Origin of the sequence: Fonticella tunisiensis (assembly GCF_004364155.1) — a bacterium.
Classification (GTDB): domain Bacteria; phylum Bacillota; class Clostridia; order Clostridiales; family Caloramatoraceae; genus Fonticella; species Fonticella tunisiensis.
Map to the genome: position 1 here is coordinate 104,385 of NZ_SOAZ01000001.1, position 22,264 is coordinate 126,648.

Consider the following 22,264-nt stretch of genomic DNA (forward strand, 5'->3'; position numbering starts at 1 on the left):
CAATGTCTTTTAAACTGTTAAAAAACATATCCAGGGTTGTAACCTTTGACGATTCGGACAGTATTTTTGAAAAGGCTGATATATTAATCAATGACAATGAAATTGTGGAAATAAGAAAGGGTATAGAACCTGTTGAGGGATATGAAGTTATAGATTGTACAGATCTTATAGCACTTCCTGGCTTTGTAAACACCCATCACCATTTATACCAGACCCTCTTTAGAGGAATTCGTGAAGTACAGGAAAAACCTCTGTTCCCGTGGCTTGTGGGGCTCTATGATTTTTGGAGGCATATAACCCCTGAGGCCGTGTATTATGGGGCTATGGTTGGATTTAGTGAGCTGCTTCGAACGGGCTGCACAACCACTATGGACCATCATTACGTGTTTCCTGTGGATAAGCCCAAAAACCTTATAGATGTGCAGATAAGGGCTGCCTCTGAAATAGGAATACGCTTCCATGCAACCCGGGGATCCATGTCACTTGGAAGAAGCGGTGGTGGGCTTCCACCCGATTGTGTGGTGCAGAATGAAGAAGATATACTGCTGGACAGCGAGAGGCTTATAGGTAAATATCATGACAAAAACAGGTTTGCCATGCAGCGAATTGCCCTTGCACCATGCTCACCCTTTTCAGTAAGCAGAGAACTTTTGATACAGTCGAGGGATCTTGCAAGAAAAAAGGGTGTAATGCTTCATACACATCTTGCAGAGACAAAGGATGAAGAGAGGTTTTGCATTGAAAAATATGGGATGAGACCCGTAAGGCTTATGGAGAGCCTCGGGTGGATAGGTCCTGATGTGTGGTTTGCCCATGTAATTCATATAAATGAAGATGAAATTAAGGTGCTTAAGGGTTCAGGCATTGCCCACTGTCCCTCCTCAAACATGAAGCTTTCAAGCGGCATTTGCCCAACAACTGATCTTGTAGAGGCAGGTGTTAAGGTAGGCATTGCAGTTGACGGAAGCGCTTCAAACGACGGTTCAAATATGTGGGAGGAAGTAAGAAGGGCATATCTTCTAAATCATCTTCGATATGGTACAGATGGGCTTGATGCATATCAAGTTTTAAAGCTTGCAACCAGGGGAGGAGCAGAGGTTTTGGGAAGGGATGATATAGGCGTTCTCCAAAGGGGAAGGGCTGCAGATATAGTATTGTTTGATTTAAATGACATTGCATACTCAGGGTGCCACGATCCGCTGATTGGCCTTGTAACATGCGGAAATACAAGTATTGTAAAGATGACTATGGTAAATGGCAGGGTTGTTGTAAAGGATGGAAGGCTAACAACTATAGATACAGAGGAGATGGCAAAAAAAGCCCATGAGGTGGCTTCCGATATTGTAAAAAAAGAAAGACAGCTTGCAAGTGAAAAAATATGGTAGACAAATGTTTAATTTAGGATTTGGGGTGGTGAAGGTGAAAAAGGTCAGGATAGAAGACGCTGCTGGTTTGGTACTGGCCCATGATTTGACTAAAATAATACCCGGAGAGTTTAAAGGTCCTGCTTTTAAGAAGGGATATGTTATTAAGAAAGAGGATGTTGAAATACTGAAGGATATGGGTAAATACCATATCTATGTTCTAGAGCTGAATAAAGGAGATATACACGAAAATGAAGCTGCAGAGAGAATTGCAAGGGCAATAGCGGGAGATAATATTTATTTTTCAGGCCCGTCTGAGGGCAAAATAGAGCTTAAAGCAAAGAAAAGGGGAATTGTAAAGATAAATGTTGAAGGATTGAATAAAATTAATGAAATCGATGATATAGTTGTGGCAACAATACATACAAATACACTTGTTGGAGAAGGACAGAACCTGGCGGCTACGAGGATAATCCCCCTTGTAATAAAGGATGAGAAAATAAAAAAAGTTGAGGAATTAGGGAGAGAGTATTACAATAATATAATAACCGTAAAGGCGCTGAAGCCCCTTAGAATAGGAGTAGTTGTTGTTGGAACGGAGGTGTATGAAGGAAGGATAAAGGATAAGTTCCTGCCTGTCATGGAGGAAAAAATCAAGCGTTATGGCTGTTCTCTAATAGGTACAAAGTACTCCCCGGATGACACTAAGTTAATTGAAAATAAAATTAAGTCGTTGATTGAAAAGGGAGCGGATATCGTCCTTACCTGCGGAGGCATGTCGGTGGACGCAGATGATGTTACCCCGCAGGCCATTAGAAATGCAGCAGATAGGGTAGTTTCCTATGGAATACCTGCAATCCCAGGGAATATGCTCATGCTGGCGTACCGGGGTAAAATCGCTATTTTTGGAATACCGGGTTCGGCTATATATGTGAAAAATACTTCACTGGATTTACTGCTTCCCAGGGTTCTTGCAGGTGAAACATTGACAAGGAAGGACATGATATCATACGGACATGGAGGCTTGTGCCCTGGATGTAAGGTTTGTGTGTTTCCGGATTGTCCCTTTGGAAAATAGTAACAATAAATCCCTGTAGCCCACGGCAAAAACCTAATAATAGGTGGAAATGTTAGTTTTAATCAACAATCAGGAGGTATTTATGTGTGAAGATTGCTTTCAATAAAACAGACGACATAACGATCAAAGATAGGTTAAGGAAGAAAATTGCAGTTGCCGGAAGGAATGAATTGGCAGATATTGTTATACGAAATGGGAAAATTGTTGATGTATTCAATGGGGAGATAATCCATAGTGATGTTGCACTGGTGGACGGTGTTATTGCTGGCATCGGGCATTACGATGGTAAAAAAATTATAGATGCTGAAGGAAGATATGTTTGTCCATCTTTTATTGACGGACATGTGCATATCGAATCTTCAATGGTTACGCCCAAGGAATTTGCAAAAGTGCTGCTTCTCCACGGGGTTACTGCAGCAGTTGCCGACCCCCATGAAATTGCAAACGTTTGTGGGATAGATGGTATTAAATATATGCTAAATGAAAGCAGGGATTTACCCTTCGACTTTTACTTCATGCTTCCCTCATGCGTTCCGTCAGTGCCCTTTGAGCATTCAGGAGAAGAGCTTAATAAGGACGACCTGGAGCCTTTTTTAAATCATCCAAACGTTCTTGGACTTGCAGAGGTAATGGACTACCCTGCTGTATTAAATGGAGAGGAAAGCATAACAGATAAAATAATGGCAGCCAGAAAAGCAAATGCTAAAATAGATGGCCATGGAGCCGGTTTAAACTGTTATGGTATAAACGTTTATAGAACAGCAGGAATAAGCACTGATCATGAATGCGTTTCGGTTAATGAAGCTAAAGAGCGCATCCAAAGAGGAATGTATGTCATGATACGCGAGGGAACCGCTGCTAAAAACCTTGATGGCCTTATAGATGTTGTAACACCCTATAATTCCAGAAGATGTATCTTTGTGACCGATGATAAACACGTTGATGAACTGGTTAGAGATGGAAGTGTTGATAATAATATAAGATTGGCAATAAAAAAAGGATTACCCCCCATTACGGCTATACAGATGGCATCACTCAATACTGCAGAATGCTTTGGCCTCCATACCAAAGGAGCGGTTGCACCGGGATATGATGCAGACTTACTTCTGCTTGATGATCTGAAGACAGTAAAGGTTCACAGCGTCTTTAAAAATGGCAGGATAATAGTGGAAAACGGTATATTAAAGGAGAATTGCTTTAAATCAAATGAAATTAGTTTAAGCAGCGGCGTTAAGGATACTCTTCACCTTCCAAAATTAAGCCTGAGGGACTTTAGAATACCTTTAAAGGGTAAAAGTGCACATGTTATAGGTATAATTCCAAACAGCATATTAACTGAACATTTAATAGAAGATGTTGAAGCAGAGAATGGTTTTTTCAAGGCCAGCGTTGAAAGGGACCAGTTAAAAATCGCTGTTATAGAAAGACATAAATTAAGAGGCTGTATTGGACTTGGAATCGTTAAAGGGTTTAAAATTAAATGCGGGGCCATCGCATCTACAGTTGCCCATGATTCCCATAACTTGATAATTGTAGGTACAAATGACAGTGACATGATCTTTGCGGCACAGGAATTAGAAAAACTACACGGAGGAATTACTGTAGTTAGAAATGGAGAAGTGCTGGCGAGCCTTCCACTGCCTGTTGCAGGGTTAATTTCCGAGTTTGGTTTTGATGAAGTGGTTCATCAGCTTGAGAAACTAAATGAAGCGGTACACTCAATTGGTGCAAGCTCATTTTTTAATCCATTTTTGACGTTATCCTTTTTAGCCCTTCCCGTTGTTCCAGAGCTTAAGATTACAGATGATGGATTGTTTGATGTAAAGGCTTTTAAACATATAGAAGTTTCAGCAGGTTAGGGAGTAACTATTAATAGTTTTTTTAATAATAGAGCGTGGCAACAAGTTTAATATGAGTGAAGCTTCAATGGATAAGGAAATAGAGAAGCTTAAAAGCAAGGGGTTATAATAAAAATTCTTTAGTAGGAGGTTTAAAGGTCAGTAATGCTGGCCTTTTAATTTTTGACACCATCTGTAGAAACATTGGTTTGTTTTAATTATAATATACTTTATTAGGAGAGGTTTCTGTATAATTTTGAATCTGCATAAAATGTTTTACATAATGTGAAAAGGAGTGACAGGTATGTTTTCAAGAAACCTTGATAAAGCAAGGGAAGCCTTTAAAACAAAGGATGTTGAAGCAAGTAGAAAAGCTCATCAGCAGAGGCTAACGTCCGAGGAAAGGCACAACCAGGAACAGGGACAGTACATAAAAAGTCTAATTTATGGAGGACTTGATGGCATAATAACAACTTTTGCAGTGGTTGCTGGTGTTGCAGGTGCTTCACTTTCTGCGGGGATCGTTCTTATTATGGGTCTTGCAAACCTTATAGCCGATGGGCTTTCAATGGCCATAGGCGACTACCTTAGTACAAAGGCGGAAATAGAGTATCAAAATGCAGAAAGACAGAGAGAAATGTGGGAGATAGAACACTATCCGGAGGGAGAGAAACAGGAACTCGTTGAACTGTATATGAATAGGGGCATGAGTCCGGAAGATGCTAAAACAGTAACTAATATAATATCAAAGTACAAAAAGGCATGGACAGATATTATGATGGTGGAGGAACTTGGAATCCTTGAAGAAAACGAGTCACCACTTAAGAATGCTATTGCAACCTTTGTTTCCTTTATAGTATTTGGTTTTATTCCAGTACTGGTTTATGTGATATCAAATTTCATACCAGGTCTGCAGAAAAACACCTTTACTATAGCCTGTGCATTAACTGGAATAACTCTTTTTATACTTGGAGCCCTCAAGGTTAAAATTACGGAAAAGAATTGGTTTTTGTCAGGTCTTGAAATGCTCGTTGTTGGCGGTGTTGCAGCAGCTGCAGCATATTTGATAGGTACCCTGCTTTCAGGAGTGGCGTAACACGGGTATAATATAAGTAAAATTTTACAAAGGGAAAGGCGAAGTTTGTATGAATACGAGACAGGTTATGGAGATTGCCCTTATGGCAGGCGAAATTTTATTAAAAAGCGGAGCAGAGGTTTACAGGGTTGAAGAAACCATAATAAGAATAGCGGAAAGCTATAGCGTAAGCTGTGAATGCTTTGCTATGCCAACGGGCATATTTGTATCAAGTAATGGAGCTGAGGTTGTTTCTTATGTAAAGCGTATTAAGGAGAGATCCATGGACCTTCATAAGATTGAGCTTATAAATTCATTTTCAAGAAGCCTTGCAAACAATCCACTCCCATACGATGAAGCCAAGAGAACTTTGAAGCGAATTGAAAATTCACCTTATTTTAACTTTAGAATAAGGCTTCTTTCTGCAGGCATGACTGCCTTTGTTTATACTCTCCTTTTTAAAGGCAACCTTTGGGATGGGATTGCTGCATTTTTTATAAGCGTTTGCATATATGTCTTTAAGGAAAAAACCTCAGGTATAACAGCATTCCAGTTCCTTCAGCTTATTATATCAGGTATGTTTGCAGGTATTGTTAGCATTGGGGCTAATAGTTTTTTCCCTTTCCTTAACGTTGAAAGCATATTAATCGGTGGAGTAATGATTCTGGTTCCAGGTTTTGCCATTACAAATGGAATTAAGGATGCATTGTACGGCGATATTGTTTCAAGCCTGTCAAGAATAGGTGAAGCAGTGTTTATTGCAACTGCCGTAGGAATTGGAGTTGCTATTACTTTATTATTTGGAACGAGATGGGTGTGAATTTATGAAGGAACTTATACTTGCTTTTCTGGGAAGCTTTTTTCCGGCTGTTTTATTTAATATTGAGAGAAAAAACTTAATATGGGCAGGTTTAAGTGGAGCTATTGGATGGGGTATATATGTACTTCTATATAAAATTACAGGCGGTGTAGTGATGGCTATATTCGTGGGTGCCGTATGTGTTGGAATTTATGGTGAGGCTATGGCAAGGATACTCAAAACACCTGCATCAGTATTTACTGTTCCGGGGATCTTCCCGCTTGTACCAGGAATAACAGCATATAACACAGTTCTTGCAATAGTAGAGGACCGCATCAGAGATGCATATGATAAGGGAATAGAAACTATAGCCAGTGCAGGTGCAATAGCCTTTGGCATAATACTTTCAACTGCCGTCTTTAAATTCTTTAAGCAGGGGAAAATGGCAAAAACAATGGATGGGGAGGAATGAGCTGATTTTTCTCAGCTCATTTTTTTGTATGAAGTTAACCTGTTGTGCCAGTTCTCTTTTTAATAAGCTGTGATAAAAAATATATGAAACGAACTATTTTAGCGAGCAACTAGAGGTTCTTAGCAAGTGGTCAGATGAGAAGCCGAAGTAGAGTTCGTGGTGTTTGAGGTAAACTAGTTTCAAAAGCTTAATTTTAGAAATAAATTCAGGCTTTTTATTTTTATACAGACGTTTTATAATAAGACATATATAAAGTTTTAAGGTGGGTAATGAGATGGATAAGTTTTTACTCCTAATCAGAGCAGTTTTCTCAGGACTTTTAACAGGACTTCTAGTTTCTATACCACTTGGCCCCGCAGGCCTGGAGTCTATTAAAAGAACGATTTCAAGAGGATATAAAGAAGGATTTATGGTTTCGCTTGGAGCAATATCTGGAGATACCCTTGATATTGTGCTTATAAATTTTGGGCTGTACAACCTTTTGAGCGGCCATAAGAGGACTGAAGCAGTTTTCTGGATTATATCTGGAATTGTGCTAACAATAATAGGTTATCTATCTGTAAAGGGTGATGAGAGGGTAAAAAAACTTGAAACGGATCCCGACGTTATAAAAAATAAAAAATTAAGATCTATGCCATTTATAGTCGGGTTTTTAATCGTTGTTTCAAATCCATTAACCCATTCGCTGTGGTTCACCATGAGTGGTACAGTAATCAGAGTATGGCACTATAGAGGTGCTTTGCCATATTATATTTTTATTGCTTCAATAGTTGCCGGCATGATAATATGGTTCTCGCTCCTCAATTTTCTCGTACTTAAAGGACATAAGAAGCTGTCAATCAGCTCTTCAAACAAAATATCTACTGTTCTTATGTGGGTTATATTGATTGTTGGCATAGTTTTCATAATTTTCGGAACATATACATTGATATTTGTATAGCTTTGAATTTAAAAGAAGCTGCGATAAAATAATTTATCCCATTTACTAGTGAGCTAGCAAAAAACTCTAATTTATCGTTAAAACAGTTTACTTCATATATTTTTATCCCAGCTTTTTCCAGTAAAATATGTAAATATAAATGTCCTTTTTAAATTGTGATGAATTAAAATAGAGGCAAGGAGTATTGATGGAAGAAGCAATATCCTTGCCTGAATAGTTAATGGAGAAGTAAAGAGTCAGCACAACAAACTAATTTAAAATAACTTGCAAACATCCTATTCTATATATTCTTTAAAAGCTCCAAAGGTTCCCCTGCTGAATATATATAAAGCCTGTGAAGTGGCCTTGTCATTGCAACATATAAAAGCTTAACATCAAGTTCACTATTTGTATAAGTCTTCTTTGACGCATTTGCAATTATTACGAGGTCGAATTCAAGACCCTTTGAAAGGTAGGAGGGAACGATAATAATCCCACCTTTGTACTCCTTTTCATTACCTGATATTATAGGTATATCTTTTCCCAGTCCCTTTAACATAGTTCTAAGTTCAATACATTCATCCATGGTTTTGCATATAACAGCCGCAGATTTATAGCCCATTTCTTCAAGCTTATCAAGCTTTTCCTTGATATCCCGTGCAATTTCATTCATATCATTTTTTATTATTAATTCAACCTTTTCGCCGTGCCTTATAACAGGCTTTGCAGGTATAAGATTGGGGTCTTCCAGGGATTTTATAACCTTGTTTGCAGCCTCCATTATCTCAACGGTGGTTCTATAGCTCTGCTCAAGGAATAAAAGCCGGCAGTTGTTTCCAAATACAAGTTCACCAACCTCATTCCAGTCCTTTGTGCCGCGGTAGGAGTGTATTCCCTGGGAAAGGTCTCCAAGTATAGTAAAGGAACTGTCCTTTATAATTTGTTTCAAAAGATATAGCTGATAAAGGCTGAAATCCTGTGCTTCATCTATAACTATATGTTTTACCTGTATTTTTTCATTTAATCCGTATACTAGATATTTTATTGCTGTTAAAGGGGCAAGATCTTCTATCTCAAGAAGTTTAGAATTGAAAAGCTCCAGCTGGTTACTTTTAATAAACGCTATCAGTTCTTTATCTATATATTTTTCAGCAAGCTTGTCAAAGAGTTCTGTTGTCATAAGCCTTTTATAATACTCCAGGGGCTTTAAGGGCGAAATTTTAGATATATATTCTTTTACTGCTTTTTTAGAATATGAATTGATGTTTGTTATGTGTTTATTTTTAGTATCTATGGCCTCAACAATAAGTCTGTGCCTTTCCTCGGAATCAGGCATTTCGAGTTTAAGACTCATTATTCTCCTGTCGCAGTCCTGCTGAAGTTTTGAAAGAATAGAATCTTTTTTTAGCTTCAGCCTGTTGTTCAAATGTTTTTTAATCTCATTAACCCGCTTCATCATGGGAAGGTCTTTGTATTCTTTGAGAAACAGTCTGCGGATTTCATCATATGTGAGCAGCACAAAATCCTCTATTTTAAAGTCTTCCTGAGGAATAAGCTCATCTTCAACTATCCTCATGTAGTCATCTATGAGCTTTTTAAAATCCAGCGACGATTTAAACCTTGAAGCTTTCATCATTAAATGTTTTCTTTTTATATCCTCATCGGTCTGTCTTGAATTTATAATTGCAGATAACTTTTCATTGGGGTCCTTGAGGTTAAACCTCATCTCAAGAAGCTCGGAGGCAAAGTCCTCAAAGGTTATTTGCTTAACCCTGTCTACCCCAAGCTCGGGAAGAACTTCCGATATATAATTTAAAAACAATCTGTTTGGAGCTATGATCATGAAGTTTTCCGGTTTAAAGGATTTTTCATAGGTGTATATAAGGTATGCAATTCTGTGAAGTGCAATTGTTGTTTTTCCGCCCCCTGCAGCACCCTGGACTATCAATGGTTTCCACATATCAGCCCTTATAATCCTGTTTTGCTCAACCTGAATGGTTGACACTATGTCCTTTAGCCTGCTGTCGGCGTTTGCGCCAAGGTAGGCTTGAAGGAATTCATCGTTTGTTGTTATGTCGATATCAAAGAACTCCTTTAAAATACCTTCTTCAATTGTATGCTGCCTTTTAAGGTTAATCTGTCCATCGATTTTACCTTCCGGACAAATATAGTTCGCCTCTCCAAGCCTTCCTTCATAGTACAGATTTGCAATAGGTGCTCTCCAGTCAACTATTATAAGCTCCTTTTGATCCTCGCTCATAAGGGATAATTTGCCGATATAAATTTTTTCATATTTACCGGTTTTATCCTCTGTGAAATCAACCCTTGCAAAATAGGGTTTTGAATGTGCCTTTTCGATATTAACAAGCCTCTGTGATATGCTGCTTTGGAAGGTGGTATTTATCATGAGGTCGATGTACTGCTGGCTGTTGTCAGAGCTAAAATGCTTTGTATTGTAGTCAACCTCCCTATCAATGCGTTCCTTTTCTTTTAAAATGTAGCTGTGATACTTTTTCAAGTAGTCAAGTGTGAAATTAAGTCTTTGTAGTTCCTCACTGTAGTCAGGATGATTTGAAATACTCATATTGATCCCTCCTCAATATATATTGAGGCCTTTGAAAACATCAGTGGAATTGACAGCGTTCTTTAATTTTACATAAAAAAAGCAAAAAAATAAAGGGGAATATATAAAAAAAGCCCGTTTAGTCACGGGCTTTTTTAATGTAATCTTCAATATGAAAATCCTTTGAGTCCTTGTCAGTGTACCATATGGTCTTAACTTTATTTAAAAGCTCCATTAATTTGTCTTGGCTTCCCTCGTATTTATGCCAGGCAGGGATTGGATCGTATTTCATAATGCTCAGCACATAAATAGGCGCATAAATGGTTTCTTCAACTGTATCAAGAATTCTGCCGTATGTTTTAGTAGGATCTGAAAGCAAATACCGACCTGTGTCCTTTTCAAATGCAATTATAAGGTCAAGGGGGTTTTCGCATATTTTCCATATCTTTCTTAGCTTTTTATTAGGATCATACTTTTTAGACATAGCATCACCTTCTTTATATACATTATAAAAGGTAAAGGCAATAATCGTGCATGTCCAATTTCATGATCTATAGAAAGAAAAAGAAAATAATAGCAAACATATTTGAGTGTATTAAAATATGAAGGTTTGAATGCTGACAGGTATTTTAGTTTTTTATGAATTTGATGGGGTATAATAATTGAAGTATAATTAGATTACTGTAATACTGTGAATATTGTGATACCAGTTTTAGGGGGTATTCTTTATGAAAATATACACTAAAACAGGAGATAGGGGATTCACTTCAAATGTTTTGGGAGAAAGGGTTTCAAAGGCTGATATAATGATGGAGCTTCAAGGGGGAATTGACGAGATAAATGCAAATACGGGGTTTTTAAGAAGCATTGTAAGGGAGCTTCAAAATGCAGATGAAAAGAAATATATAGATGATGTTTTAAGGGAGATACAATACCACCTCTTTAGAATGGGCGTTGAAATTTCAAGCAAATTTAAAGATATACATATAACAAATGAAAACGTTAAATTCCTTGAGGAGAATATTGATAAGATGACATCAAGGCTTCAGGAATTGAAAAATTTTTTATATCTTTCAGGAGTTAAACAATCAACATATTCAAATGTAATAAGAAGCATAACAAGAAGGGTAGAAAGGATATTTGTAAGGGCACTTGAAGGCAGAAATTATCCTGAAAGTTATCAATATATAAACAGGCTTTCTGATTTCTTCTACACACTTGCAAGATACTTTAATTTCATAGAAGGAGAGCAGGAAGAGATAATGAAGTTAAGATAAATTATGCTGACAAGGCAAGTGCATTCGTGAAGCTTGCTCGTGCTCAGGCACCGCGCGAACCATTCTAAGGCTCTGTTTCATCCTATATGCCAAGAACTTCTTTGTTAAGTGTGCTGGTGAATGAAATATATCTTTTATCGCAGCGCCGATATGTAATTTATCTAGTACAGCGGGCTAAATAATAAGCTTAGTTTTTAAAAGAAAGCAGCTCAAAATTAACTGAGCTGCTTTTTAATATTTAAAAAAACATTTAGTCCTGGATTATTTCAACAGCACCGGATTGCTCCATTATTTCTCTGACCCTGGAGGCCTCGTGCTTTGGGGTTTTGACTGCAACGATTATTCCTTCCTCTCCCTTTAATCCTTCAATTCCGCTTGAGAATGTCTCTATTTCATCAAAACCCTGGCGTTCGGTCTTTATAAAGGATATTTCACGGGCTGCATTATCAACTGTCCTAAATTCCTGAACCTCTGCAAGGTCACTTATAATCATATCTCTTCTATCAAATCCTATATTTCTTAGTGAATCGACGAGGAAGCTGGCCTGTTTATTGTTTGGAAATCTGGCAATAAGACGCATTATATCCATCTCCTAAAATGCTTAATAACAGTTCGATTATATTTTTCGAGATTTATTGTTTCTCACTGTTTATTATGTTTATATAAATAATAACTTATACTCTGAAAATCTTTTATAAATTTAACGAGTTGTGCTGCTCTGAAAACCTTATTGCAAAAGAATCAGCACGACAAGTAAGTTTAACAGAGTTGGAGTGATAGAAATGAATGAATTTGACTGATTATCAAAATAATAATGGCGAAATTTGACACAATATGATTGATTTTGAATGTTTTATATATTAAAATATTTATAAAGAGGTGACTAAATTGATCATAGAAGAAAGACATAGGTTGATTATGGATACACTAAAGAAAAAGGGAACGGTTAAAATCAGTGAACTTGTGGAATTAACAAACACCTCAGAATCTACAATTAGGCGTGACTTAACGTTTCTTGAAAGTATAAACGCCCTTAAGAGGGTTCATGGAGGAGCGACTCTTTTAAAGGGTGGATTTAATGAACCAAGCTATAACGAAAAACTTATTCAAAATATAGAGGAAAAAAAGTTAATCGCTGGATTTGCAGCTTCATTAATAAATCATGGCGATAGTATCTACCTGGATGCAGGTACAACAACCTTTGAGATGATAAACTACATAGACAAAAATGATATTGTTGTTGTCACAAACGGGCTTAAACATATTGATGCCCTTATAGAAAAAGGGATAGATGCCTATATACTTGGAGGTAAAGTCAGGGCTAAAACAAAGGCAATTGTAGGAATAGACGCCATAAAAAGCCTTGAAAAGTTCAGATTTGACAAAGCCTTTTTGGGCATTAATGGAGTTCACTATGAATATGGATATACAACCCCCGATTCGGACGAAGCAATATTAAAGGAAAGCGCTATAAAGCTTTCAAAGGAATCGTTTGTACTTGCAGATGAAAGCAAATTTGGAGAAGTGGCCTTTATTAAGGTAGCAGAGCTGGATAAAGCTGCGATTATTACTAATAATAAAGTAGAAAATTATGAAAAATACTCGGAAAAAACTGAAGTAAAGGTAGTGACAGAACAATGATTTATACTGTAACTTTTAATCCATCAATAGACTATATAATACATGTTAACGATTTTAAACCAGGCTATGTTAATAGAGCAGAGTCAGACAACATGTATCCCGGCGGAAAAGGAATAAATGTATCAAGAGTTTTAAACAATTTAAATGTAAAGAGTAAAGCTATGGGTTTTATAGGGGGCTTTACTGGAGAATATGTTAAAAAATACCTCGAAGATGAGGGGCTTGAAACTGATTTTATATATGTCAAGGGTGATACAAGAATAAATGTAAAGCTCAAATCCACTGAAGAGACAGAAATAAATGGATCAGGACCTGATATAGAGGAGAAGGATATAGAAAAACTGTTTGAGAAAATAGAGAAGCTAACTTCTGAAGATTTTTTGGTAATAGCAGGAAGGGCACAGAAAAGCCTGCCGGAGGATATTTATGCACAAATTTTAAAGAAGTGTTCTAAAAATGGTGTAAATGTAATAGTTGATACGACAGGAAAAACACTATTATGCACATTAAAATACAGGCCGTTTTTAATAAAGCCAAATAATCATGAATTGGGTGAAATATTCAATGTTGAGATGGTTTCCATAGAAAAAACTATTGAATATGGTAAAGAGCTTCTTAAAATGGGCGCACAAAATGTTATAGTATCAATGGCAGCTGAGGGAGCCCTTTTAATAAGCAGTGAAGGGGTATTTCATGCTTCTGCACCCAGGGGCGTCGTTAGAAATTCAGTTGGAGCAGGAGATTCTCTTATAGGTGGATTTCTTGCAAAGTATTCTGCAAACTTTGATTTAATAGAAGCCTTTAAATGGGGAGCAGCGTCGGGAAGTGCCACTGCTTTTTCATTTGATCTATGCAAAAAAGAAGATGTGGAAGCTTTATTGGATCAAGTCAAAATAACAAAGCTTATGTAAAGGATGCATGAACTACGAGGAGGTTTAATATGAAGATAACAGAGTTGCTCACTAAAGATACAATAATTCTTGAACTTAAATCCAGGACTAAAGCAGAAGTAATAGACGAACTTGTAAACAAACTCTACAGTGCAGGAAAACTCAACGATAAGGATGAATATAAGAAAGCTATTTTAGAAAGAGAAGCACAGTTCACAACGGGTGTAGGAGACGGAGTTGCCATCCCCCATGCAAAAACCTCGGCGGTTAAAACCCCAGCCTTAGCCTATGGATATTCCAGGGAAGGCATTGACTATGACTCACTTGATGGAAAACCTGCCCACATATTCTTCATGATAGCAGGTTCGGAAGGAGCTAATAACGAACACCTGGAAACCCTGTCAAGGCTTTCTGTAATGCTTATGAACGAAGAGTTTAGAAGGAAGATTGAAAACGCAAAAAGTGAAGAAGAAATTTTAAATATAATAGATGAACAGGAAAGGCTTGATGCAAAGGAAGAAAATAATAGAGGCAGCAGTACGGATAAACTAGTACTTGCTGTAACAGCCTGTCCTACAGGCATAGCTCATACCTACATGGCAGCAGATGCCTTAAAAAACAAGGCTAAAGAAATGGGCGTAAACATTAAGGTAGAAACTAATGGCTCAACGGGAGTCAAGAATAGATTAACTGAAGAAGAGATTGCAAAGGCAGAGGCAATAATAGTAGCAGCTGACAAGCAGGTAGAAATGGCGAGATTTGAGGGGAAAAAGGTAATCCAGGTTCCCGTGGCACAGGGGATAAAGAACCCTGAAGAGCTTATAAATAAAGCCCTTAGGGGAGAAGCCCCAGTATATCATCACACAGGAAAAACTGAAGAACATGCAGAAAATGGCAGAAGAGAAGTGAGAGGATTTTATAAACACCTTATGAACGGTGTTTCAAATATGCTTCCTTTTGTTGTAGGTGGAGGTATATTAATAGCCATTTCATTTATGTTTGGAATTAAGGCCTTTGATCCTAAGGACCTATCATTTAATCCATTTGCAAAACTTTTAATGGATATAGGTGGAGGAAACGCCTTTGCCCTTATGGTTCCTATACTTTCAGGTTTTATAGGTATGAGTATTGCAGATAGGCCAGGATTTGCACCGGCTATGGTCGGAGGTTTTATTGCAGCAAACAACGGAGCAGGCTTCCTTGGCGGACTTATTGCAGGCTTCCTTGGAGGATATATCGTTGTATTTTTAAAGAAGGTATTCAATAAGCTACCAGCCTCCCTTGAAGGCATAAAACCTGTACTTTTATATCCACTATTTGGTATATTCTTAACAGGTGCAATTATGCTGCTCGCTGTTGTTGGACCTGTTAAGAGTTTAAACATGGGAATACAGCACTGGCTGGGTTCAATGGGTACAGCCAATAAAATCATTTTAGGGTTGGTACTCGGTGGAATGATGGCCGTTGACATGGGTGGACCGATAAATAAGGCGGCATTTACCTTTGGTATTGCTATGATTGATGCTGGAAACTATCTGCCCCACGCTGCAGTTATGGCAGGGGGTATGGTTCCTCCACTTGGAATTGCTATAGCTACGACATTGTTTAAGAATAGGTTTACAGAAAGGGAAAGGGACGCAGGTAAGACATGTTATATTATGGGAGCATCCTTTATTACAGAGGGTGCAATACCATTTGCAGCCTCAGATCCGGGCAGGGTAATACCCTCATTAATTGTTGGTTCAGCTGTGGCAGGAGCCTTATCCATGGCATTTAACATAGGGCTTCCGGCTCCCCATGGAGGAGTATTTGTAATACCAATAGTTAAAGGCAATCCATTATTATATGCTCTGGCTATATTAATAGGATCATTTACAACTGCCTTTATGCTTGGCATGCTAAAAAAGCCGGTAGAAGAGAGGTAAATAGGCCACGGCATGTACCGTGGCCTATTCCTTTGGAAATAACAATCCTTAGCAGTAAACAAGTTTTAGACTATAATATTTTCCTCTTTATAACCTCCAGTACGCCATTCCTTTTATAGCTTCCTGCAATATATCTGGCCTGTCTTTTAACTTCTTCGGGGGCATTCTCCATGGCGTAGCTGTGATATGCTGATTTAAACATCTCCAAATCGTTAAAATAATCTCCAAACACCATTGTTTCCTCAGGCTTTATATTGAATTTTTCCTGAAGAAATTTTATGGCTACCCCCTTGTTTACGCCTTTATCCATAATATCAAGCCAGATCTTGGCGGATACAGTAACTTGCAGCTTATCGCCCCAATCGGGTTTTAAAATTTTGTTGGAGTTTTCAGCAGATCCTTTAAAGTCACATATTGCTATCTTTAAAATATCGTCATTTACTTCTTCAAGGTTTTCTATTATTTCATATTTTAAATAATATTTTTCAACTTCCTTTATAAAATCATTATAGTTTTTTTCCACATACGCTGCTTTTTTGCCGCATAAAATTATCTCACAACCCTCAATTTGTCTTATGATTTTTATAAGAGAGTTAACTACTTCTTTATCAAGGGTTTTAGAATATAGTTCCTTATTTTTATATACAACGTAGCTTCCGTTTTCAGCAACATATATAATATCATCTTTAACTTTAGAGAATTTATTTTTCAGATTGTAATATTGTCTGCCGCTTGCGGCAACAAATAGTATATTTTTTTTCTTTAACTTTTCAATTATATGAAAAAATTCATCACTAAGTTTGTCATGTTCATTAAGCAGTGTGCCGTCCATATCGCTGGCGATTAGCTTTATCATATGCATCTTCCTCTCTATTGATGTGTCTTGCTTTATTGTTTATGAGGTAATACTATGAAAAATCATACCTGAAATAATCAGAATCATCCCTATCAACGATAACCCTTCAGGAAATTTTCCATGAAATACCAATATTTCTCCCAGTAAAGTAAATATTACTGATCCTGATTGTGTAGCTTCAACTGCTGCGAGATTCTTGACATCACCATTTGTGATATCAGTAGCTGAAAAAAACAATATGGTGGCGACAACCCCGGCACAAATGGCTACTATTAAAGACTGTAATATTTGTTCTCTGCAGGGAGCACCAATAAATATTATACCATAAATCGACAGAATAAGCCAAAAAGGCATGCTTGCCAGGGTCATACCAAATACTCTCTGGTATGCATCCAGTTTTCCTTCGCAAATTTCCATCATTTTACGATTACCAATGGGATAAGCAAATGCGGCTACAAGGACTGGAACAATACCAATAATTACTTCTTTGATAGACGAATTGTTTGCTCTATTTATTTGTATTAAACCTATTCCTATTAGAATTATAGAAGAAATCATTAAAGATTTAAAAGGAATTTTACATCTGACCTTGTAAAATCCACTTTGAGTTATAACTACTTTATAAAATAACGGAGAAAGAAGTGAGCCTGCGATAATTGTAATTTGCCAAGTTCCTGCAATTAACCACGCAGGACCATAACTAGCTGCAAAGCTTAATGGTGCATAAAATAACCCAAATCCAACGGTGCTCCAGAGGAGCCATGAGAATATGTTCTTTCTTATTTCTTTTAAAGCAGGTATTAAGTTTCGCCTGCTCCCCACAATTAATATTAGAAAGGGCAGCATAAATATATAACGTAATGAAGCACTCCATACCCAGCTTCCTCCTGAAATGTTCATCTGTCGGTTTAATATAAAGGTAAAGGCAAAAAAGAAAGAAGCTAATATCCCGAGCAGAATTGCCTTCAAGATAATTTCCCTCCTGATTAACAATATACATTTTCAATTAATATACAGTATATTCCAAGTCTTTTCCCAGTGTGAATTTAAAAAATATCTTCCTTATACGATTTATGATGTAGAAGAATTTATTTAGGAAATTTTTAAATTAGCTTTTTTAATTGCAGCAAATGTGGTCAAGTTTATATCAACAAAACATTTCCAAAAAATGAATGCTTCAATTGAACTGTATATTATTCGGTAATTGAACTCAGTTGAAATCAGAATATATTGTGTAGATTGAAGAAGTATGACTTGTTTTTCTGGGGCTGCTAAGCCTTTATGGATTAGATATATATTTGAGGTTGCCATTTGAATTATGTATAATATGATTAAAATGTAATAGATAAATGATAGGATCTTTAATATTTTATAAGATAAAGGAGGAAATATATGAAAAGCATTATTCCTAACATTTACGTTGAAAATTGCAAGGAAGCGATTAAATATTATCAAGAAGTTTTTGGCGGACAATTAAAGAATGTTCAATTAGCGGATAATGTTGAAATGTTTAAAGGACATGAAGGAAAGATTATTCATGCTGAATTACATATCAATGATGAATGCCAAATATATTTTGCAGATATATTTGGCGAGAAAAAAGAGAGTGGTAATATAGATTTAGTCCTTGAATTAGATAGTGAGGATGAGATAAACAGGTTATATTCAGCACTTTCTCAGGAAGGTTCTATAGAGTTTGAATTACAGAAAACATTTTGGGGTGCTTATCACGCAGTGGTTACTGATAAATTTGGAAACACATGGTCATTAAATTATGCTTTAAAATAAACAATTATTATTGGGAAAAGATATGGAGGTTTAATTATGAAACCCAGGGTAGCATTTATATGCGTTCACAATTCCTGCAGGTCACAAATGGCGGAGGCTTTGGGAAAGCTCTTTGCTTCCGATGTATTTGAATCATACTCAGCAGGAACGGAAACAAAGCCGCAGATTAATCAGGACGCTGTGAGAATCATAAAAGACTTATATGGCGTTGATATGAATGAAACCCAGTATTCGAAGCTTCTTACAGATATACCTGAAGTGGATATCGTTGTAAAAATGGGCTGCAATGTCGTGTGTCCATTTTTACCATCAAAATATGAAGAGGACTGGGGGCTTGAGGACCCAACTGGCAAGGGTGATGAGGAATTCATAAAAACAGCCAGAAAAATAGAAGAGAAGGTTAAGGATTTAGCCAAGAGAATTAAGAATAAGGAAATTAAGCTTTAGAATACAAGTAAAGGTGGTGGCGTTAATGAAGGTAAACGCATCAAAGGAAGTTATAGAAACATTAAAAAAAGCTCTAAAGAATGAGGGCAAGGATGCAGTAAGATTTGAAATTGAGGGTTTTGGCTGAGGCGGTCCAAACTTTAAAATTGTTCTGGATGAACAAAGGGAAAATGACAGTGTTTATGAAGTTGATGGAGTGAAGTTTGTAGCTGAAGAAGAAATCTCATTCCTCGTTGAAGGCCTTGAACTTATTGTTTCAGGTGGAAAAGTATCAATTAAAACCTCTGGATGCTGCTAAAAAAAGGGCGGTCTTTTTAAGAGACCGTCAGATTGTTGATAAACCCCATGATTTTCAAGAAAAATCATGGGGTTTTAATATTTACGGTTTCAAAATTATGCGATAGCATAAAAAATTAAAAACAGTCGCAATTTTAGTAGATGGTTTATACTAAAATTTTTAAAAAATAATTGGGCTAACGCCCTAGCAATCTTTTTCATATTCTGTACTGCCGCAGTAAGTAAGCACCTTTTAATATTATAACAGTAATAAATGGTAACATTAACCGAAGTGGTGCATAGAATGGTTTATATAGATAATGATATATATTAGTTATTTTTAAGTTAATTTTAATTATATATATTGACCTTATATAGATAATGGTATATATTTTACATAGATAGTTATCTATATAAAGGGGGGATTAAGTGAAACGGAATTATGATGAAAATGCAAAAATCATCAAAGCACTTTCAGACCCTAGTAGACTTAAAATAATAGATATCCTTTCCTGCGGCGAAAAGTGTGCCTGCGATATACTGCAGTACTTTGACTTCACTCAGCCCACACTTTCACATCATATGAAGGTGTTAATGGAATGCGGTATTGTAGAATGTAGAAAAGAAGGGCTGTGGAGCTACTATTCCCTTAATAGCTCAAACTGCAATAAACTTATATTATTTCTTATGAATCTTGTAACAGATACAGATGAATGTATCTGCAAGGACAAAGCTAAGTGTGAATGTAAATAGAAGGGGTGTATGATTATGAAAAAAATGATTATTTTTGAGCCGGCAATGTGCTGCCCGACAGGAGTCTGTGGCCCATCAGTTGACCCGGAACTGTTAAGGATTTCTACTGTGATAAACAACTTAAAAAATAAGGGTATAACAGTTGAAAGATATAATCTTACCAGTAATACACAAATATTTATTGAAAACAAAGTAATAAATAAGATGCTGATTAAGGAAGGTGTAGAGATACTCCCGATTACTATGGTTGACGACGTTGTGGTAAAAACAAGGGCCTATCCAACGGATGAGGAGTTCTGCAGTCTATTAGATGTTCCAGCCGATTATCTAAAAGCCAGTGTGAAAAAAACATCCAATGAATGTGGTTGTGAGGGTGGATGCTGCTAAAATAGAAAAGAGGGATGTTAATGTTTAAGAACTTTAATATATCAGATATAAAGCTAACGAAATATTTGTTTTTCACGGGAAAGGGTGGAGTCGGCAAGACTTCAACAGCCTGTGCCACAGCAGTAGCTTTAGCCGATGGGGGCAAGAAAGTCATTCTTATCAGCACTGATCCAGCTTCAAATCTTCAGGATGTTTTTAATACCAATTTGAACAATAAGGGGGTACCCATAAAGGAAGTTCCTAATTTAGTAGTTGCAAACTTTGACCCGGAGGAAGCTGCTGCTGAGTATAGAGAAAGCGTAATAGCTCCCTATAGAGGCAAGCTCCCGGAGGTCGTTTTGAAAAATATGGAGGAGCAGCTTTCGGGTTCATGTACCGTTGAAATTGCTGCATTTAATGAGTTTACAAACTTTATAACCGATGAAAAAGCAGCACTGGAGTATGATCATATTATATTTGATACTGCACCAACAGGCCATACCCTTAGAATGCTTCAGCTGCCTTCTGCATGGAGCAATTTTATAAGTGAAAACACCCATGGTGCATCATGCTTGGGACAGCTTTCCGGACTTGAAGACAAAAAAGAAGTTTATAAAAATGCAGTTAATACATTGTCAGATGAAGAGAAAACTATGCTTATACTTGTATCTCGCCCTGAACCGTCGCCATTAAAAGAAGCTGAAAGGGCATCCAAGGAGCTTAAGGATATAGGGATAAATAATCAGGTATTAGTTATAAATGGTGTGCTTGAAGAACATGATGACAAGCTTTCAAAGGCTATTTTTGAAAAGCAGCAAAGGGCATTAAAGGATATGCCTGAGGGTCTTAAAAATATTGAAACCTTTAAAATTCCACTTAGACCATATAATGTAACTGGAGTGGAAAATGTAAGGGCATTTCTGAAGAACGGTGATGCTAAATTTAGAGGTGAAAATTTAAATGTTGATAGTATTCCTAAACTAAAGGATGTACTAGAAGACCTGTATAACAGCGATAAAAAAGTAATCTTTACAATGGGCAAGGGTGGAGTAGGTAAAACAACCATAGCTGCTGCAATTGCTTTAGGTTTAGCTAGGAAAGGCAGGAAGGTCCATTTAACAACTACCGATCCGGCGGCACACTTAAAATTTGTGTTGGATGAAAGCTATGGTATTACCTTAAGCAATATCGATGAAAAGGAAGAGCTTGAAAGGTATAAGGAGGAAGTGTTAAGCAAGGCAAGAGAAACGATGAGTGAAGATGATATTGCTTATATAGAGGAGGATTTAAGATCCCCTTGCACCCAGGAAATTGCAGTATTTAGGGCCTTTGCTGAAATAGTTGAAAGGTCGGAAAATGAGGTTGTGGTTATTGATACAGCACCAACAGGGCATACGCTGTTGCTTTTAGATTCCACTCAAAGCTATCACAAAGAAATCCAGCGTTCCCAGGGAGCTATTCCAGAATCAGTTAAAAAGCTTTTACCTAAGCTTAGGAATGAACAGGAAACAGAGGTAATTATCATAACTCTTGCTGAAGCAACTCCTGTTTACGAGGCTGTGAGGTTACAAAGCGACCTGAATAGAGCAGGTATCCACAGTAAGTGGTGGATTATTAATTCAAGCTTCTACGCCGCTGACACAACCAATTATATTTTAAAGGCAAAAGCAAGTAATGAAGTGCACTGGATTAACAAGGTAAATGAAATTTCCGGGGGGAATTTTGCGGTTATAGAGTGGATTGCAGAAGAGGTTAAGGGGAAAAAACTTAATGATTTGCTGGATTAGATACCATAGAAAGGCTGTTTCAAACTATTATGCAGCCTTTCAAATTCTAGTCTTATCAACCAATTCATTTTATTGTAAACTTGTCTTCAACTTTTATTATTTCAAGATTACTTAAACTATTTTCCATCCGTCTTCCGTAGAGTTGTAGCA

General features: G+C 37.0%; 21 protein-coding genes. 16 read left to right on the forward strand and 5 right to left on the reverse strand.

The window, feature by feature from the left end:
- The first annotated feature begins 2 nt into the window (after window positions 1-2).
- The 7 genes from EDD71_RS00510 to EDD71_RS00540 all read left to right on the forward strand — a co-directional run bounded on the left by EDD71_RS00510 (window position 3) and on the right by EDD71_RS00540 (window position 7,566).
- On the forward strand, window positions 3-1,385 hold the full coding sequence (locus EDD71_RS00510; RefSeq protein WP_133626909.1) for an 8-oxoguanine deaminase: 1,383 nt from the start codon (window positions 3-5) through the stop codon (window positions 1,383-1,385).
- Between the two features lie 34 nt (window positions 1,386-1,419).
- Window positions 1,420-2,442: a molybdopterin-binding protein gene (locus tag EDD71_RS00515; RefSeq protein WP_133626795.1), complete on the forward strand. Its 1,023-nt coding sequence runs from the start codon at window positions 1,420-1,422 to the stop codon at window positions 2,440-2,442.
- An 86-nt stretch (window positions 2,443-2,528) separates the two neighbouring features.
- Window positions 2,529-4,301 carry an adenine deaminase gene (gene ade / locus EDD71_RS00520; RefSeq protein ID WP_243116343.1) on the forward strand — a complete coding sequence of 591 codons (1,773 nt, stop codon included), beginning with the start codon at window positions 2,529-2,531 and terminating at the stop codon, window positions 4,299-4,301.
- Between the two features lie 283 nt (window positions 4,302-4,584).
- Window positions 4,585-5,376, forward strand: coding sequence for a VIT1/CCC1 transporter family protein (locus tag EDD71_RS00525; protein ID WP_133626796.1), 792 nt, complete (start codon window positions 4,585-4,587; stop codon window positions 5,374-5,376).
- Between the two features lie 49 nt (window positions 5,377-5,425).
- A complete protein-coding gene (locus EDD71_RS00530; RefSeq protein ID WP_133626797.1) occupies window positions 5,426-6,175 on the forward strand; it encodes a threonine/serine exporter family protein in 750 nt (249 codons plus the stop codon).
- Between the two features lie 4 nt (window positions 6,176-6,179).
- Window positions 6,180-6,626 (forward strand): threonine/serine exporter family protein, encoded by a 447-nt coding sequence (locus EDD71_RS00535; protein ID WP_133626798.1) that lies wholly within the window; start codon window positions 6,180-6,182, stop codon window positions 6,624-6,626.
- Between the two features lie 274 nt (window positions 6,627-6,900).
- A complete protein-coding gene (locus EDD71_RS00540) occupies window positions 6,901-7,566 on the forward strand; it encodes a LysE family transporter (RefSeq protein WP_133626799.1) in 666 nt (221 codons plus the stop codon).
- A gap of 280 nt (window positions 7,567-7,846) precedes the next feature.
- Here the strand turns inward: EDD71_RS00540 and helD are convergent, their stop codons facing one another.
- Together helD and EDD71_RS00550 are read right to left on the reverse strand one after the other, a co-directional pair.
- A complete protein-coding gene (gene helD, locus EDD71_RS00545; RefSeq protein ID WP_133626800.1) occupies window positions 7,847-10,129 on the reverse strand; it encodes an RNA polymerase recycling motor HelD in 2,283 nt (760 codons plus the stop codon).
- Window positions 10,130-10,247: 118 nt separating this feature from the next.
- Window positions 10,248-10,592 (reverse strand): hypothetical protein, encoded by a 345-nt coding sequence (locus EDD71_RS00550; protein ID WP_133626801.1) that lies wholly within the window; start codon window positions 10,590-10,592, stop codon window positions 10,248-10,250.
- Between the two features lie 244 nt (window positions 10,593-10,836).
- Between EDD71_RS00550 and EDD71_RS00555 the strand changes: the two genes are divergently transcribed.
- A complete protein-coding gene (locus EDD71_RS00555; RefSeq protein ID WP_133626802.1) occupies window positions 10,837-11,385 on the forward strand; it encodes a cob(I)yrinic acid a,c-diamide adenosyltransferase in 549 nt (182 codons plus the stop codon).
- Between the two features lie 250 nt (window positions 11,386-11,635).
- Here the strand turns inward: EDD71_RS00555 and EDD71_RS00560 are convergent, their stop codons facing one another.
- Window positions 11,636-11,965 carry a hypothetical protein gene (locus EDD71_RS00560; protein ID WP_133626803.1) on the reverse strand — a complete coding sequence of 110 codons (330 nt, stop codon included), beginning with the start codon at window positions 11,963-11,965 and terminating at the stop codon, window positions 11,636-11,638.
- A 308-nt stretch (window positions 11,966-12,273) separates the two neighbouring features.
- Here EDD71_RS00560 and EDD71_RS00565 point away from each other — a divergent pair, with 308 nt between their 5' ends.
- The 3 genes from EDD71_RS00565 to EDD71_RS00575 are packed head-to-tail and all read left to right on the forward strand — an operon-like array spanning window position 12,274 to window position 15,841.
- On the forward strand, window positions 12,274-13,026 hold the full coding sequence (locus tag EDD71_RS00565) for a DeoR/GlpR family DNA-binding transcription regulator (RefSeq protein WP_133626911.1): 753 nt from the start codon (window positions 12,274-12,276) through the stop codon (window positions 13,024-13,026).
- Window positions 13,023-13,937, forward strand: a complete 915-nt coding sequence (gene pfkB / locus EDD71_RS00570) for a 1-phosphofructokinase (RefSeq protein WP_133626804.1) — start codon at window positions 13,023-13,025, stop codon at window positions 13,935-13,937. Before EDD71_RS00565 ends, pfkB begins: the two co-directional genes overlap by 4 nt.
- 29 nt (window positions 13,938-13,966) lie before the next feature.
- Entirely contained in the window at window positions 13,967-15,841 is a 1,875-nt protein-coding gene (locus tag EDD71_RS00575; RefSeq protein ID WP_133626805.1) for a PTS fructose transporter subunit IIABC, read from the forward strand.
- Between the two features lie 70 nt (window positions 15,842-15,911).
- Here the strand turns inward: EDD71_RS00575 and EDD71_RS00580 are convergent, their stop codons facing one another.
- The gene (locus tag EDD71_RS00580; protein WP_133626806.1) at window positions 15,912-16,697 is read right to left on the reverse strand and encodes a Cof-type HAD-IIB family hydrolase; all 786 of its coding nucleotides are present in this window, start codon (window positions 16,695-16,697) and stop codon (window positions 15,912-15,914) included.
- Window positions 16,698-16,736: 39 nt separating this feature from the next.
- Window positions 16,737-17,669, reverse strand: a complete 933-nt coding sequence (locus tag EDD71_RS00585; RefSeq protein ID WP_207669251.1) for a DMT family transporter — start codon at window positions 17,667-17,669, stop codon at window positions 16,737-16,739.
- 420 nt (window positions 17,670-18,089) lie between these two features.
- On the opposite strand from EDD71_RS00585, the gene EDD71_RS00590 reads away from it, so the two are divergent.
- The 5 genes from EDD71_RS00590 to arsA all read left to right on the forward strand — a co-directional run bounded on the left by EDD71_RS00590 (window position 18,090) and on the right by arsA (window position 22,114).
- Window positions 18,090-18,485: a VOC family protein gene (locus tag EDD71_RS00590; RefSeq protein ID WP_133626807.1), complete on the forward strand. Its 396-nt coding sequence runs from the start codon at window positions 18,090-18,092 to the stop codon at window positions 18,483-18,485.
- 36 nt (window positions 18,486-18,521) lie between these two features.
- Entirely contained in the window at window positions 18,522-18,932 is a 411-nt protein-coding gene (locus tag EDD71_RS00595; protein WP_133626808.1) for an arsenate reductase ArsC, read from the forward strand.
- Window positions 18,933-19,637: 705 nt separating this feature from the next.
- Complete coding sequence (locus EDD71_RS00600; RefSeq protein ID WP_133626809.1) at window positions 19,638-19,961, forward strand: ArsR/SmtB family transcription factor; 324 nt, start codon at window positions 19,638-19,640, stop codon at window positions 19,959-19,961.
- Between the two features lie 15 nt (window positions 19,962-19,976).
- Window positions 19,977-20,348, forward strand: a complete 372-nt coding sequence (arsD, locus tag EDD71_RS00605; protein WP_133626810.1) for an arsenite efflux transporter metallochaperone ArsD — start codon at window positions 19,977-19,979, stop codon at window positions 20,346-20,348.
- Between the two features lie 20 nt (window positions 20,349-20,368).
- Window positions 20,369-22,114 (forward strand): arsenical pump-driving ATPase, encoded by a 1,746-nt coding sequence (gene arsA, locus EDD71_RS00610; RefSeq protein ID WP_133626811.1) that lies wholly within the window; start codon window positions 20,369-20,371, stop codon window positions 22,112-22,114.
- Window positions 22,115-22,264: the final 150 nt, after the last annotated feature.

Coding starts and splice junctions, on each gene's coding strand:
- EDD71_RS00510 (WP_133626909.1), top strand. CDS start 3: ATGTCTTTTAAACTGTTAAAAAACATATCCAGGGTTGTAACCTTTGAC.
- EDD71_RS00525 (WP_133626796.1), top strand. CDS start 4,585: ATGTTTTCAAGAAACCTTGATAAAGCAAGGGAAGCCTTTAAAACAAAG.
- EDD71_RS00530 (WP_133626797.1), top strand. CDS start 5,426: ATGAATACGAGACAGGTTATGGAGATTGCCCTTATGGCAGGCGAAATT.
- EDD71_RS00535 (WP_133626798.1), top strand. CDS start 6,180: ATGAAGGAACTTATACTTGCTTTTCTGGGAAGCTTTTTTCCGGCTGTT.
- EDD71_RS00540 (WP_133626799.1), top strand. CDS start 6,901: ATGGATAAGTTTTTACTCCTAATCAGAGCAGTTTTCTCAGGACTTTTA.
- helD (WP_133626800.1), bottom strand. CDS start 10,129: ATGAGTATTTCAAATCATCCTGACTACAGTGAGGAACTACAAAGACTT.
- EDD71_RS00550 (WP_133626801.1), bottom strand. CDS start 10,592: ATGTCTAAAAAGTATGATCCTAATAAAAAGCTAAGAAAGATATGGAAA.
- EDD71_RS00555 (WP_133626802.1), top strand. CDS start 10,837: ATGAAAATATACACTAAAACAGGAGATAGGGGATTCACTTCAAATGTT.
- EDD71_RS00560 (WP_133626803.1), bottom strand. CDS start 11,965: ATGCGTCTTATTGCCAGATTTCCAAACAATAAACAGGCCAGCTTCCTC.
- pfkB (WP_133626804.1), top strand. CDS start 13,023: ATGATTTATACTGTAACTTTTAATCCATCAATAGACTATATAATACAT.
- EDD71_RS00575 (WP_133626805.1), top strand. CDS start 13,967: ATGAAGATAACAGAGTTGCTCACTAAAGATACAATAATTCTTGAACTT.
- EDD71_RS00580 (WP_133626806.1), bottom strand. CDS start 16,697: ATGATAAAGCTAATCGCCAGCGATATGGACGGCACACTGCTTAATGAA.
- EDD71_RS00590 (WP_133626807.1), top strand. CDS start 18,090: ATGAAAAGCATTATTCCTAACATTTACGTTGAAAATTGCAAGGAAGCG.
- EDD71_RS00595 (WP_133626808.1), top strand. CDS start 18,522: ATGAAACCCAGGGTAGCATTTATATGCGTTCACAATTCCTGCAGGTCA.
- arsD (WP_133626810.1), top strand. CDS start 19,977: ATGAAAAAAATGATTATTTTTGAGCCGGCAATGTGCTGCCCGACAGGA.
- arsA (WP_133626811.1), top strand. CDS start 20,369: ATGTTTAAGAACTTTAATATATCAGATATAAAGCTAACGAAATATTTG.